Origin of the sequence: Hymenobacter sp. NBH84, assembly GCF_014217645.1 — a bacterium.
GTDB lineage: Bacteria > Bacteroidota > Bacteroidia > Cytophagales > Hymenobacteraceae > Hymenobacter > Hymenobacter profundi.
Map to the genome: position 1 here is coordinate 3109700 of NZ_CP043644.1, position 13606 is coordinate 3123305.

The window sequence follows — 13606 nt, forward strand, 5'->3', positions numbered from 1 at the left end:
CGTCGTGCCATCAAGGGCCAAAATTCTTTTTTGAAACAGGCTACGCCAACACGGCACGGCACTTGCCCCAGCTTGGGATACACTCCTGCCTGGTAGTATCAGGAATTTGCTATTTTTGGTACCCTCCTTTCCATTCTGACAACGGTGGCGTTGTCTTATTTCTTATGCTACGCTCCCTTTGTTTGTGGCTGGTGCTGCTTGGCAGTTGCGCGGCTTTTCTTCCCGCCCAGGCCCAGCAGAAAACCCCTGCCCCTCCCCTTGCGCAACGAGAGCTGACACGCAATGCCTCTGCTACCAAAAAGTTACGCGTGCGCTCCGATGGCACGCCTACCTTTCCCAACGTCAACCGCATTGCGTTCTACCAAAATAAAAAGGAGCTGAAGGCTATTCAGCAGGCCGAAAAGCGCCGTAACTGGGGGCAAGCTCGCAAGTTGCTGGCTGCGTACGTAGGTAAGTTTGGCATCGAGAACTTCGCCAAAAACACGGATATGCTCTGGCGGCTGGGCCAGCTCTACGAGCGCACCAACAACGAGCAGCAGGCCAAGACCTACTATAGCCTGGCGCTGAAGCACCGCCGCCGCGAGTTGAAAAAAGTGCAGCTGTACTACGATTCGCTGGAGCAAAAAACCGCCGATCTGTATGTCCCTATGCATGAGTACTACGCTATTGTGGAGTACCGGAAAAACCTGGCTACGTTCCATCCGCCTGTAGGCGTGTATACCAGTATGGGCGCAGGCATCAACTCGCCGGTGGAGGACTATGGACCCGCGCTGAGTAGCGAAGCCGGCCTCTTTGTGTTTTCCTCTAAGCGCAAAGTGCGCGGCAACATCAAGCAGGTGGTAGATGAGGACCTGTATACCTCGCGGCAGGAAGGTGAGTATTGGACCGATGCCGAGCCCCTGCCTAAGCCTATCAACTCGCAGTACAACGAGGGCTCGGCGTGCTTCTCGCGCGATGGCAAAACCATCTATTTCGCCCGATGCGAGTGTCCTGACTGCCACGGCAACTGCGACCTGTACTCGGCTACCTTTCAGGATGGACAGTGGTCGACGCCTAAGAGCTTGGGCCCTACTGTTAACTCCGGGGCTTGGGACTCGCAGCCTACCCTCTCGCCCAGCGAGGACACCTTGTATTTTGCCTCCGACCGCTTGGGCGGGTTCGGTCTATCGGATATCTGGTATACCTACAAAACCAAGAACGGCGAGTGGGCCAAGGCAGAGAACATGGGCCCCGTGGTGAATACTCGCGAAAGCGAGGTGAGTCCATTTTACCACCCTTTGTATAACGTGCTGTATTTCAGCTCCCGAGGGCAGCTGCTCAATTTCGGTGATTTTGATATTTACAAAACCTACCGTGTGAACGGGCGCTGGCAGGAACCGCGCAATATTGGGCCGTTGGTAAACGGCAAAGGATCAGAATATTACTTCACCATTGACCGCGATTCTAAGAACCTTTACTACGCCAGGGCCGAGGCCAAGACGCCTCATAACCTCGACCTCTATTCCTTCCCCCTACCCATGGAGGCGCAGCCGCTGGCTACTACGCATTTCGAAGGCTCGCTGATAGACTCCGTGACCAACAAGCCCCTCAACGGCATCGTCAGCATTATTGATACAAATAACGGCATCGAAGTCGCCAGTAAGTACCTGCGGCCCGATGGCTCGTTTGACTTCGATCTGATGGAAGGCTCACACTACGTGATGCTCATCCGCAGCCCCGATTATTTCACAGTCGAAAAGCAATTCGACCTGAAATCGGACACATTAATGAAACTAATGACGGCCAGCTTCGACAGCAGCCTACCCCTCATATTTCACAATATTGAGTTTGAGGCCATGAAGGCCAACGTGTTGCCCGCTATGCACGGCACGCTCGACCGTATTGCCCTGTTTATGGTCGACCACCCTACCTACCGACTCCGCATCACGGGCCACACCGACGCCCGCGGCAACCCCGATGTGAACGAGAAGCTCTCCCAGGACCGCGCCGAGGCTATTCGCCGCTACATTGAGCAGAAGGGCAAGCTGCAACCCAACCACATCGACAGCAACGGATTAGGTAGCACGAAGCCGATCAAGGAAGAAGTAACGGAAGAAGACGCGAAGGTGAACCGTCGGGTGGAATTCCAGTTGATCAAGCCTGAAGGCGAAGGCAAAAAGCCAGCGGCCAGTGGCGGTTCGGACTGGTAGAAAAACAAACTCGCCTGTCATCCTGAACGCAGTGAAGGACCTTATCACGCGTGAACGACCATCGTACTGGCGACTCGTTCACGCGTGGTAAGGTCCTTCACTGCGTTCAGGATGCAGACGGCTTTGCTGTTCTGTGACTATAAACTAACCTACAACTCCAGTTTCCGCACGTCTTCGCCGCCGCGGAACAGGGCGCTTTGCTTCTTGCCATTGGCTTCCACGTTCACGATGTTCATTTGATCATCGAAGGTGTCGAGCAACAAATGGTTGCGCAGGTAGAGTGCCGACGGCGCACTAGACAGCGGCACGGCGAGGTAGAGCCAATGGGCATCATGGTCGCGTTCCATGCCTACGTAGCGCCAAGGAAGGATTTCGCCGGGCTTGGTGCCGAATGCTAGTGCCCGTCGCAGCAGCGCCAAGGTAAGCGTAGCCAGTTGCGGCTTTGGGTCTTCCAACACACTCACCGGCTTGGGCTGCCCCGCCGACAAGGCTTTTTCTAGATCATCGGTGAACACCTTCACCGCTACTTCCAGCTGTTTTTTTTGCGGGTTGTAATGCACATCCATGATGCTGGCGTGGTAGGTATGCGCCTGTGCCCGGCTCATCATGCCTACCATCAAAAGCAACAAAAACAGCCAACTACGCATTAGAGGAAGTTTTTCAGGATGGGATTAATAATCAGAACAAATGCCATCAGACCCAGAATCAGCACCATACCTACTTTCTGAGCACCTTCAAGGAAAGAGTCGGAGGGCTTACGACCGGCTACCATCTCGTAGAGCAGAAATAGCACGTGGCCGCCATCTAGGGCCGGAATGGGGAGTAGGTTCATGAACGCCAGCACCATAGAAAGCATGCCTGTGAGCGTCCAGAAACGCAGCCAGTCCCACTTACCGCCGTACTGTTGGGCAATTTCGATGGGGCCGCCCACCGACTTACGGAACGACGCTTCGCCCCGGAAAATCTTGCCGAATGCCTTGGCCTGTGTGGTCACGATGCCGAAGGCCTGCTTGGTGCCCTGCGGTACCGACTCAGCAAACGAATAGTGGCGGGTATCGAAGTGCAGCAGCGACTTGGGGCGGAAACCAATGGTGCCTTCGGGCTCCACCGTAACGGTGAGTTGGGTAGGGGCACCGGCACGTTCTACCGTCAGCGGGATGGTCTTGCCAGCTTGCTTTTTCAGCTCTTGCTGCAACTCGGGGAAGTAATGAATGGGCGTACCGGCTACGGCTGCTACCCGGTCGCCGGGCTGGAGGCCAGCCTTGGCGGCGGCACTGTTGGGCACCACTTCATCTACCTGAAACGGGTCGAGGGGCACTACGAACGCGCCTTGGTCCTTCTCAGCGAGGCGGTCCATAAAGTCGGCGGGCAAGTTGATGTCCACCAGCTTGCCGTTGCGATCTACAGTGTAGTAACTATTGCTACCAAGAATTACCTCGGGCTCGTACACATCATTGAACTCAGTGAACGGATGGCCGTTGATTTTCACAATTTTATCGCCCATCTGGAAGCCCACTTCTTTACCCAACTCATTGGGCAACACGCCATAGCGCACTTCCGAAGCGGGTAGGTAGCTTTCGCCGTGGGTGTAGGTGAGGGCCGTAAAAATGACAATGCCGGTAATTACGTTCATAACGATACCGCCCAGCATCACAATCAGGCGCTGCCAGGCTGGCTTCGCCCGAAACTCGTTGGGGGCGGGCTCAGCGGCCAGACTTTCCGCATCCTGTGTCTCGTCGATCATGCCGTGGATAGCTACGTAGCCACCCAGCGGGAACCATCCCAGTCCGTACTCCGTCTCCCCGATTTTTTTCTTGAACAGGGCGAAATTGAGCACGCCCGGCATCGGAAACAGAAAGTCAAAGAAGATGTAAAACTTATCGACGCGAATCTTGAAATACTTCGCGGTGGCGAAGTGGCCAAACTCGTGCAAACCAACCAAAAGCGAAAGGCCCAGCAACAGGTTGCCGGCCATAACTAATCCTTCCAAAGTAGCGAAGAAATTAAAAATGTAAGATTGTCATCCTGACAGTTCCTACGCCGACTTTGTTCCGCTGCCGACCAGCGTTTGCGCCACGCGGCGCGTTTCCTGGTCGGTGTGCATGTAATCGTCGAGCGATGGGGTAGCAAGGTACGAAACCTTGGTGAGGCAACTTTCCACCAGGTCCGACATTTCCAGAAAACCGATTTCATCGCGCAGAAAAGCAGCCACAGCTACCTCATTGGCGGCATTGAGAATGCAGGGCGCGTTGCCACCCCGGCGCATGGCCTCGAAGGACAAGGCTAGGTTGCGGAAGGTAGCGGTATCGGGCTGCTCGAAAGTGAACTGGGGGTAGGCCAGAAAATCGAAGCGCGGAAAATCTGAGGATAGGCGCTCGGGGTAGCCCAAGGCATATTGGATGGGCAGCTTCATATCGGGCAGGCCGAGTTGTGCTTTCAAAGAGCCATCCTGAAACTGCACCAACGAGTGAATAATGCTTTGCGGGTGCACTACCACGTCGATCTGGTCGTCGCGGAGGCCAAACAGCCACTTGGCCTCAATCACCTCCAATCCTTTGTTCATCAAAGACGCAGAATCAATAGTGATTTTGGCGCCCATGTCCCAGTTGGGATGTTTCAGGGCCTGGGCTTTGGTGACGGTGGCCAGCTCCGTCCGGCTCCTACCCCGGAACGGCCCACCCGAGGCCGTGAGGATAATTTTCTCAATCGGATTCTGCTCCTCGCCTACCAGGCATTGGAAAATAGCAGAGTGCTCCGAATCGACGGGTAGGAGTTTCACCTTGTATTTCCGTACCAGCTCAGTAATCAGCTGCCCGGCTACCACCAGCGTTTCCTTGTTGGCCAGGGCAATGTCCTTCCCAGCCTGGATAGCAGCTACTGTAGGTAGTAATCCCGCGTAGCCTACCATAGCGGTGAGTACAATGTCCGAATCGGGGCGAGCGGCTATTTCCGTGAGGGCGGCGACACCGGCCAGCACCTCGGTTTCGGGTTGGTTGGCCAAGGCCGTTTTCACGGTTTCGTACTTTGCCTCATCGCCAATGACCACAACGGCGGGGCGAAACTCGCGGGCCTGTGCAATCAGCAGCTCAGCATTGGACTGCGCCGATAGCGCCGTAACGGTGAAGCGGGTAGGGTGCGCCCGCATAACATCCAGCGCCTGGGTTCCGATAGAACCAGTGGCACCGAGCAGCGCCACGCGCTTGGGGATAGGGAAGGACATACGCAAAAGTAAGGCGAAGTTCTGCTTCGCAGGCAATATCTGTTCCGGCCTGTCAGCAGAGCAAATGAGGTAGGGCAGCTTGCAGCCGTCCGTTGGAGCACTGGTCCATTTTATCAACCACAACGACGCGCCCCTACCCTACAGTCAGCAACGATGGGCGGCTGCAAGCCGCCCATATCATTTTACAGAATAGCCTTCACTAGCACCTTCTTCCCATTAAACGCTGCTTCCTCCCCTACCCTCTTACCGCTCAGCGCTGCCGCCACCGGCGCGGCCGGCGACACAGCGAAATACTCTACTCCCTCTACCACCAGCTTGCCGGCGCTAATACTGAGGTAGAACTGCCCCATACTGGTAGCGACCAATGCACCTGGCCGTACTGTATCGCAGGCCGCTTCGGGGTTGATGCGCTCTAGCTCGGCTTTCAGGTTCAGGGCTTCGCGAAGCTGCACGGCGTTGCGGTTGCGCTCCTCGTGGGCCATGGCGCGGCCGGTTTCGTACTTGTCGCCGGCACTGCTCTTGGTTTCGGAGTTGGCCGATTCCTGCGCGGCCAACATAGCCGATTGCGCTGCGTCGATGCGCTGTTGGAGGTAGGCGAGGCAGGCGGCGTGAAGGGCGGGTTTTAGTTGCATAAATGAGGTCCTCCCTTTAAACGTTTAAAGCTTATTCAAAATTGGTAGCCATGCTTGATCTGACGTTCAGATACTGCCTATTTGAACAAAATTTCAACAAGTCTTAATTACTTCAGCACCACATCCACCATCACCGGAAAGTGGTCGGAGGGGTAGCGGCCGCGCATGGAATCGGTGAGCACTGCGTAGTTGAGCACCGTGTACTCTTTGCTTACAAAGATGTGGTCGATGCGGTCTTGCAGGGGTGCGTCTAGCTTGAAACCTTGGAACGTACCCACGGGGCCGTAAGCGGGCTTTTGAGTAACATCATAAGCGTTGCGTAGCGAGGCTTGGATGATCTTCACTTGCTCCGTATCAGGCGTAGAGTTCAGGTCGCCGACGAAGATGACGGGAGCATTTTTAGCAATTTCCTTGATCTTCTGCACCATCAGCTTGCCCGATTCCCGACGGGCTTCTACCCCTTCGTGGTCGAAGTGGGCACTGAAGAAATAGAACTCCTTTTTGGTTTGTGTATCCTGAAACTTGGCCCAGGTGCAGATGCGGTTGCAGCAAGTGGCATCCCAACCTTTACCGGGCTTATCAGGCGTTTGGCTCAGCCAGAAGTCGCCGGTTTGCAGCAGCTTCAGGCGGTCTTTTTTATAGAAGATAGCCGAGTGCTCACCGGCTTCCTTGCCATCGTCCCTACCCTTGCCCACAAAGGCGTATTGCTTTAGTTGCGCCACATCATTGAGCTGGCTCCGAAAGCCCTCTTGGGTACCAAACACATCGAAATCGTAGTAGCTAACGAGGTTGCGCACCATCTCAGCGCGGTTGGGCCAAGCATTCTGGCCGTCGCTGGTCGTGTTCATGCGCAGGTTGTAGGTAGCCACGCGTAAGGGGGTAGCGGCAGTTTTTTGGGCAACAGTAGCTTGCGTGAGTAGCAAGCAGGCAAGAAGTAGCGAAAGAAAAAGACGCATGGGCAAGAATAGAGCAGAAAGATGAAAGATGACGCTTAGGGCATTGAGGGGCCAAATTAGGCTTCTTACCGAAATTGGCCTTCTTACCTAGCTAGGGCTACCATTACACTGCCATTAGCCCCTCGGCCAATATCCGGTCGTTGCTGAGGCGGGGCACCTTGTTCTGCCCGCCCAGTTTCCCCTGGCTTTTCATGTACCGCTGAAACGCACCAGCGGACAGGGCAGTGAGTTGCAACGGAGCCAGAATATTGCCGGCCATTAGGTCGTCGTAGTACACGTTGCGCTGGCGCAAGCCTGCATCCAGAGCCGCGGCAAAGGCGGCGGTATCACGTGGGGGCTGGGCAAACTCGATGAGCCACTCGTGGCGGGAGGGCACGGCAGGGTCGTCGCTGACGAGTGGGGCCACTGTAAATTCCACTACCTCTACCTCGGGGTGCTGGCGCATGGCTTCGCGCAGGGTTTGCTCTACCTCCTCCCCAATTACGTGCTCACCGAAGGCCGATAGAAAATGCTTAATGCGCCCCGACACCACCACGCGGTGCGGGAAGCGACTCACGAAGCGCACTGTGTCGCCGAGGGAGTAGCCCCACAGGCCAGCGTTGCTGCTGAGCACCACGGCGTATTGCTGATCTAGCTCTACCTCCCCAATGGTCAGGCGGGGCGGATTATCCTCGAAAAAACGCTCGGCCGGAATAAATTCAAAGAAAATCCCGGCATCCAGCAACAGCAGTAATCCTGGGTTGCCAGGCTGATCCTGAAAGGCCAGGAAGCCTTCAGAGGCCGGGAAGGTCTCGATGCTGTCAACTGGTCCGCCAATGGTTTCGAACAGCTTCTTGCGGTAGGGCTCGAAGTTGACGCCGCCGTACACAAACAGGCCAAAGTCAGGGAAGACTTCCTTCACGGTTTTGCCCGTGCGCGCCACAATACGGTCGAAGTACATCTGCACCCACGGCGGAATACCGGAAATCAAGGACATGGGCTGCCCCAAGGTTTCCTCCACAATATGGTCGAGCTTGGTTTCCCAATCGTCGATGATGTTGGTAGCGTAGCTCGGCAGCTGGCTACGGCGCAGGTAGGCCGGCACGTGGTGGTTGACAATGCCCGACAACCGGCCCGTAAGGATGCCGTTGACCAGCTCCAGCTCTGGACTACCCGACAAAAACATCAGCCGGCCATCCAGAAACTGGCTGCGGCCAGTGTAGTCAATGTAGTGCAATAGCGCATCGCGGGCCCCATTGATGTGATTGGGCATACTGTCCCGCGTGAGCGGAATGTATTTGGCGCCACTGGTAGTACCCGAGGTTTTGGCCAGATACAGTGGGCGGCCGGGCCAAAGAACGTCGGCCTCGCCGGCTTGCACCCGGTCGAGGTAGGGGCGCAGGGCTTCGTAATCGCGCACCGGCACCTGGCGAGCCAGGCCAGCGGCGTCGCTGATGGCCCGAAAATCGTGGTCGTGGCCGAAAGCCGTACGACTACCCGCGCCCAGCAAGCTCGTCAGAACGCGCTGCTGCGTACCTACCGGGTCCTGCATCCAGCGCTGGTAGCGGTGGGCAACATAAGCCGCCAAAGGTCGGCTCAGAGTAGCTTTCAACGCCATATTTCTAAATCAGCTGAACAGTAAACTCCGCAAAGGTAGCAACCTGTGTAACCCTAGACGATGTGAGTTTAGCACTACCTACGTAGAAAGCGGCGCCTTGGTCAACTCCTCGGCTCGTATTACACAGCCACAAACGGGAAAACGCCCCTACCCTCTGCAACCTACCACTGCCAGTATTGGTATGTAATACTGGTATTTTTCTCATCACCCCTTTTCTCTTTCCCATGATCAACCAACGTGGCAATGCCGTATGGAACGGCGACATCAAAGGTAGCGGCACCATCACCAGCCAGAGTGGCCAGCTGGATGCTCCCTACTCCACCGGCGCCCGCTTCGATGGCAAGCCCGGCACCAACCCCGAAGAACTGATTGGCGCGGCCCATGCAGGCTGCTACACCATGTTCCTGACTAGCCACCTGACGAAAGCCGGCTACCAGGTAAAGCAAATTCGCACCGAGTCGAAGGTGACCCTGGACCCCTCGGGCGACACACCAAAAGTGGTGAAGATTGCCCTGAAAACGGAAGGAGAAGTAGAAGGTATTTCGCAGGAAGAATTTCAGAAGCAAGCCGAAAACGCCAAAGAGAACTGCCCTATCTCGCAGCTTCTCAGCGCCGTACCCGAAATGGAATTGACTTCAGCCACGCTGAAATAAGCTGAGCATGAAGCAGAAAACGGTGTGTTACGCTGAGTGGAGCGAAGGAACCTCTTCTATCAATACGATAAGCGTAACAATGTAAGAAGGTCCTCCACTCTGCTCAGGATGACACACCGTTTTGCTGAAGGACATCAGAAAACTGAGTTACTTTGCTGCTGTCCTACCTTATTTTGCGCTGTATGCCTCCTACCTCTACCCGTATTCGTCTGCAACCTGCCAACAACTCCCGCATCCCGTTTTGGGGTCAGATGGCTATTGGCTTGCTCTGGATTTTCTACGTTGGCTCACGGCTGGTAGCTGACAGCAATAGTACTGACCAGCACTTCCTGGATTACGTGTTCCTGGCGTTCAGCCTGATTTATATTGGCTATGTACTGGTCAACAACGCGCCTATTTTCGGCACCCAGACCTACCTAGAGTTCACGCCGGCTTACATGGTACACAAAGGTGGGCTGTTTCGGCCCAAGCAGGCTTTTCCAGCCGAGGATATTGCTAAGCTAGAGTTGGCCCTGCGCCAACTGCGTGTACAGCTCAAAGACGGCAATAACTATGTACTAAGTTTGCGCGAGGTACGCGGTACCCGCCGCCGCCGTATTCTGCACGAGCAAGTGCAACGATTTGCATCAAATCACCAGATTCCGTTGCACGACTCTCAGGAGAAATAGACCACAAGATAAATAGAACGTCATGCTGAGCTTGCCGAAGCATCTCTACCGTGAGTAAATTGATTACTTACGGTAGAGATGCTTCGGCAAGCTCAGCATGACGTTCTATTTATCTTGTGGTCTACCTCTCTCTATTTGCCCGCGAACTTCTTCCGTAGCTCCTGCACCGAGCTGCGGAAGCTTTTGTCACTGTCGATCAGGTCCGATACGGTTTGTACGGAGTGGATGACGGTGCTATGGTCGCGCCCACCGAAATGATGGCCGATGCTTTTCAGCGAATGAGTAGTGTGTTCTTTAGCGAAGTACATAGCCACCTGCCGAGCCGTTACCACCTCTTTCTTGCGGGTTTTGGCCTTCAGCAATTCCACAGGTAGGCTGAAATACTCGGCCACTGTTTTCTGGATGAAGTCGAGGTTGACTTCGGCTTCCACCTCCTCAATGATGTGGCGGAGCGCCTGCTTGGCCATTTCCAGGTCAATCTCGCGGCGGTTTAGGCTACTCTGGGCCACCAGCGAAATCAGCACACCTTCCAGCTCGCGCACGTTGGTATTCACGGAATGCGCCAAGTACTCCACTACCTGCGGCGGAATATCGATGCCATCCTGCTGCATCTTGTTCTGGATGATGGCCATGCGCGTCTCAAAGTCGGGGCTTTGCAAGTCGGCGGTGAGGCCCCACTTGAAGCGCGAGAGTAGGCGGTCTTCCAGGCCGTTCAGATCGCGCGGGGGCCGGTCGGAGGTCATCACGATTTGCTTACCGGCCTGGTGCAAGTGGTTGAAGATGTGAAAGAACATCTCCTGCGTCTTGTCCTTGCCCGACATAAACTGCACGTCGTCCAAGATCAGGATATCCACCAACAGATAGAAGTTGGCAAAATCCTGCACCGAGTTGATGCGCACGCTCTCTATAAACTGGTTCGTGAACTTCTCCGCCGACACGTAGAGTACGAACCGATCTGGTGTGGTAGCCTTGATGTGGTTGCCAATGGCCTGCACCAAATGCGTTTTGCCCAATCCTACCCCGCCGTATACCATCAGCGGGTTGAAGGAAGTAGTGCCCGGCTTGTTCGCAACCGCCAAACCCGCTGAGCGGGCTAGGCGGTTGCAGTCTCCCTCGATGTAGTTCTCGAAGGTGTAAGTGGTGTTGAGTTGAGAGTTGACGTAGTTGCGGTCGACTACCTTAATGGCTTCGAAGGGGTTGCGCAGGGTAGACGGCGTGGCAGCAGGTGCTGCCGCCGCGCCCGCCACGTGCCGCGCCGACGACGACATGGGTCCCGCGGCCAAAGCTGCCGCCGGTCCGGCCGAAGGGGCCGGCTGGGCTGCCTTGCGCGAGGTAGGCAAATTGAGAGTGCGCGGCTGCGACTGGGCATTGCCCTGATCCACTACAATCGAGTACTCCAGGCGGCCATCGGCGCCTAACTCCTGGAAGATACTTTTCTTGAGTACGTCCACGTAATGCTCCTCCAGCCACTCATAAAAAAATTGGCTGGGGACTTGAATAATCAATACGTTGTTGTGGAGCTGCACCGGCACAATGGGCTCAAACCACGTGCGGAAGCTCTGCTCACCAATATTCGCTTTGATGACGCGCAGACAGTTGACCCATACGGTTCTAAAATCCTTCAGCATCAAACAGTTACAGCAACAAAAAAGGCGAGCAAATAGTGTACAGAAAGCCGTCGTTACGAACCGAGGAGCGGTTCGTTTCCGGCAAAGGGAGACAAAAATGTGGAAAAGTCAGGAGACAAAAAAACGCCCCTTTCTCTTGCTTTTGTCAACTTTCCGTTAGGCCGTGTGAATAGGCACTACGGCAGCAGCGGCTACAGCTGGGCGGCGGGTAGCCTTCGTAAATGTGTAGTCGAGACGGCCGAGGTTGATACCCGACCAGCCTACCTGGTTGATGAGCGTCTGGTGGCCGTTGGGGCCGGCTACTACGTCGGGTTTGTCGAGGAAGGTGTGGGTGTGCCCGCCTAGAATCAGGTCGATGCCGGGCGCGCCGGCCGCCAGCTTGAAGTCGTCGATTTTGGGGCCTTTATACTGGTACCCCAGGTGCGAAAGGCAGATTACCATGTCGCAATGCTCGGGGCCGCGCAGCTGCGCCACCATCTTGTTGGCAACCATAATAGGGTCGAGGTATTGGGTAGCCCCGAAGTTTTTATCAGCCACCAAACCGGCCAGCTCAATGCCTACCCCAAACACACCAATGCGGTGCCCGGCTTTCTCGAATACTTTATACGGCTTAAACTTGCCGGCCAGAATGGTATTCGAGAAGTCGTAGTTAGCAATCAGGAATGGAAAACCTGCATTGGGCAACTGCTTTTGCAAACCTTCCAGGCCGTTGTCGAAGTCGTGGTTACCGAGGGTGCTGGCGTCGTAGGCCATTTCCGTCATCAGCTTATACTCCAGTTCGCCCTCGAAGAAGTTGAAGTAGGGCGTGCCCTGCCAGATGTCGCCCGAGTCAAGGAGCAGCACGTGCGGCTCCTGCTGCCGAATCTGCTGAATCAGGGCGGCGCGACGGGCCATGCCGCCCATGTTGGCCCACTGCCCGCCGTTGTCGGGAAAGGGGTCAATGCGCGAGTGCATATCGTTGGTGTGCAAAATCACCAGCCGGCCCTTGGTATCAGCCGCAGTGGCCGAGTGGTTTAGGCCCAATAGCCCCAGACTGGCCGCACCCAGCGTCGAATGCTTTATAAAATCGCGACGGTTCACGTTGGAAATGTTGAAGTATGAATGTTGCGTTTTGAGTTGAGTTTCTATCACATGCATGAAATAAGAAGGATAGAGCGTCGCTTTCCACAACCTCTCTAAGCCATTCAAAATTCAACACTTGAAACTCAACACGTCATTTTACCCTGCCTTCTACTCGGGCTTCTATGGGTTTGCCCTGGGCCGTTAGGCTCGTGATTTTGTCGGCAATGGCCTGGCGCAGCAGCACACCCGTGTCGCGCTGCGTGAGTGGTTTGAAGAAAAGCAGGTTGTCGCCGCCACCGGCCAGGTAGTCGGAAATGGCAATGGCATAGACGCGGGCCGGGTTGAAGGGCTGTCCGCCAATGTGGATATCAGTAGCCTTACCATCGGGCGAAACGGTATAGATGGCTCCTGAAATAGGCATTTTGATGCGGGCGGAATAGTCGAATAGCTGCTGCACTACGGGGCCAGGGGCATCCAGCACCACCAACTTATTCTCGAACGGCATCAGCTCGAACACCGAGCCCAGCGTGATGGGGCCAGCCGGAAAAGCCGTGCGCAGTCCCCCGTTGGTCATCACGGCCAGATCGATGGGCTGGTGCAGGGCTACGGCGGCGCGCTCGCGCTGCAAGTCGGCCACAAAATTACCGAGTGGCGACTCGCCCGCATTTTTGGTGAGGGCTACCGGTGCCGTGCCTAGTACCGCCGACATCTGCTCCGTAACGCGCTGACGGTAGGGCGCAATTTCGGCGGCCATTTTTGCATCCTCGGGCTGGGTTTTATCGACGGGGCGGGCCGTGATGGGTGGCAGGGTAACCTGAGCCTGGTAGGCAGCGCGTTGGCAGGCAGACAGCAGGGCTACAGCCAGCAGCAAGCTAAAAGCAGTGGTACGAGTGCGAAAAAACGACATAAGCAGAAGGGGCATACAGAAGCACAAAGGTACGCGAATTACGCGTTGCGGCTGCGCTCCTATGCGTGTGGAAGTTTGTTGCCCAGGTTGACCA

Annotated in this window: 12 protein-coding genes; 3 read left to right on the top strand and 9 right to left on the bottom strand. The window is 55.7% G+C overall.

The window, feature by feature from the left end; genetic code table 11:
- The first annotated feature begins 164 nt into the window (after window positions 1–164).
- A complete protein-coding gene (locus F1C16_RS12940) occupies window positions 165–2189 on the top strand; it encodes an OmpA family protein (RefSeq protein ID WP_185281058.1) in 2025 nt (674 codons plus the stop codon).
- Between the two features lie 149 nt (window positions 2190–2338).
- Here F1C16_RS12940 and F1C16_RS12945 read toward each other — a convergent pair whose 3' ends face one another.
- The 6 genes from F1C16_RS12945 to F1C16_RS12970 form a co-directional block, all read right to left on the bottom strand.
- Entirely contained in the window at window positions 2339–2836 is a 498-nt protein-coding gene (locus tag F1C16_RS12945) for a DUF6702 family protein (protein WP_185281059.1), read from the bottom strand.
- Window positions 2836–4179: an RIP metalloprotease RseP gene (gene rseP / locus F1C16_RS12950; protein WP_243900458.1), complete on the bottom strand. Its 1344-nt coding sequence runs from the start codon at window positions 4177–4179 to the stop codon at window positions 2836–2838. Before rseP ends, F1C16_RS12945 begins: the two co-directional genes overlap by 1 nt.
- Before the next feature lie 45 nt (window positions 4180–4224).
- Entirely contained in the window at window positions 4225–5409 is a 1185-nt protein-coding gene (locus F1C16_RS12955; protein WP_185281060.1) for a 1-deoxy-D-xylulose-5-phosphate reductoisomerase, read from the bottom strand.
- Between the two features lie 182 nt (window positions 5410–5591).
- Window positions 5592–6041, bottom strand: a complete 450-nt coding sequence (locus tag F1C16_RS12960; RefSeq protein WP_185281061.1) for a 3-oxoacyl-ACP synthase — start codon at window positions 6039–6041, stop codon at window positions 5592–5594.
- Between the two features lie 107 nt (window positions 6042–6148).
- Complete coding sequence (locus F1C16_RS12965; RefSeq protein WP_185281062.1) at window positions 6149–6997, bottom strand: endonuclease/exonuclease/phosphatase family protein; 849 nt, start codon at window positions 6995–6997, stop codon at window positions 6149–6151.
- 103 nt (window positions 6998–7100) lie between these two features.
- Complete coding sequence (locus tag F1C16_RS12970; RefSeq protein WP_185281063.1) at window positions 7101–8594, bottom strand: GH3 auxin-responsive promoter family protein; 1494 nt, start codon at window positions 8592–8594, stop codon at window positions 7101–7103.
- A gap of 224 nt (window positions 8595–8818) precedes the next feature.
- On the opposite strand from F1C16_RS12970, the gene F1C16_RS12975 reads away from it, so the two are divergent.
- Both F1C16_RS12975 and F1C16_RS12980 read left to right on the top strand, forming a co-directional pair.
- Window positions 8819–9247 carry an OsmC family peroxiredoxin gene (locus F1C16_RS12975; protein WP_185281064.1) on the top strand — a complete coding sequence of 143 codons (429 nt, stop codon included), beginning with the start codon at window positions 8819–8821 and terminating at the stop codon, window positions 9245–9247.
- Window positions 9248–9429: 182 nt separating this feature from the next.
- Complete coding sequence (locus F1C16_RS12980) at window positions 9430–9915, top strand: hypothetical protein (protein ID WP_185281065.1); 486 nt, start codon at window positions 9430–9432, stop codon at window positions 9913–9915.
- A 131-nt stretch (window positions 9916–10046) separates the two neighbouring features.
- Here F1C16_RS12980 and dnaA read toward each other — a convergent pair whose 3' ends face one another.
- The 3 genes from dnaA to F1C16_RS12995 all read right to left on the bottom strand — a co-directional run bounded on the left by dnaA (window position 10047) and on the right by F1C16_RS12995 (window position 13527).
- Complete coding sequence (gene dnaA, locus F1C16_RS12985) at window positions 10047–11543, bottom strand: chromosomal replication initiator protein DnaA (protein ID WP_185281066.1); 1497 nt, start codon at window positions 11541–11543, stop codon at window positions 10047–10049.
- 156 nt (window positions 11544–11699) lie between these two features.
- On the bottom strand, window positions 11700–12623 hold the full coding sequence (locus tag F1C16_RS12990) for a bifunctional UDP-sugar hydrolase/5'-nucleotidase (RefSeq protein ID WP_185281067.1): 924 nt from the start codon (window positions 12621–12623) through the stop codon (window positions 11700–11702).
- A 133-nt stretch (window positions 12624–12756) separates the two neighbouring features.
- Window positions 12757–13527, bottom strand: coding sequence for a 5'-nucleotidase C-terminal domain-containing protein (locus tag F1C16_RS12995; protein WP_258048903.1), 771 nt, complete (start codon window positions 13525–13527; stop codon window positions 12757–12759).
- Window positions 13528–13606: the final 79 nt, after the last annotated feature.

What these genes read in the sequence shown, in the direction of transcription:
- F1C16_RS12940 (WP_185281058.1), top strand. Translation starts at nt 165, where the DNA reads ATGCTACGCTCCCTTTGTTTGTGGCTGGTGCTGCTTGGCAGTTGCGCG.
- F1C16_RS12945 (WP_185281059.1), bottom strand. Translation starts at nt 2,836, where the DNA reads ATGCGTAGTTGGCTGTTTTTGTTGCTTTTGATGGTAGGCATGATGAGC.
- F1C16_RS12955 (WP_185281060.1), bottom strand. Translation starts at nt 5,409, where the DNA reads ATGTCCTTCCCTATCCCCAAGCGCGTGGCGCTGCTCGGTGCCACTGGT.
- F1C16_RS12960 (WP_185281061.1), bottom strand. Translation starts at nt 6,041, where the DNA reads ATGCAACTAAAACCCGCCCTTCACGCCGCCTGCCTCGCCTACCTCCAA.
- F1C16_RS12965 (WP_185281062.1), bottom strand. Translation starts at nt 6,997, where the DNA reads ATGCGTCTTTTTCTTTCGCTACTTCTTGCCTGCTTGCTACTCACGCAA.
- F1C16_RS12970 (WP_185281063.1), bottom strand. Translation starts at nt 8,594, where the DNA reads ATGGCGTTGAAAGCTACTCTGAGCCGACCTTTGGCGGCTTATGTTGCC.
- F1C16_RS12975 (WP_185281064.1), top strand. Translation starts at nt 8,819, where the DNA reads ATGATCAACCAACGTGGCAATGCCGTATGGAACGGCGACATCAAAGGT.
- F1C16_RS12980 (WP_185281065.1), top strand. Translation starts at nt 9,430, where the DNA reads ATGCCTCCTACCTCTACCCGTATTCGTCTGCAACCTGCCAACAACTCC.
- dnaA (WP_185281066.1), bottom strand. Translation starts at nt 11,543, where the DNA reads ATGCTGAAGGATTTTAGAACCGTATGGGTCAACTGTCTGCGCGTCATC.
- F1C16_RS12995 (WP_258048903.1), bottom strand. Translation starts at nt 13,527, where the DNA reads ATGCCCCTTCTGCTTATGTCGTTTTTTCGCACTCGTACCACTGCTTTT.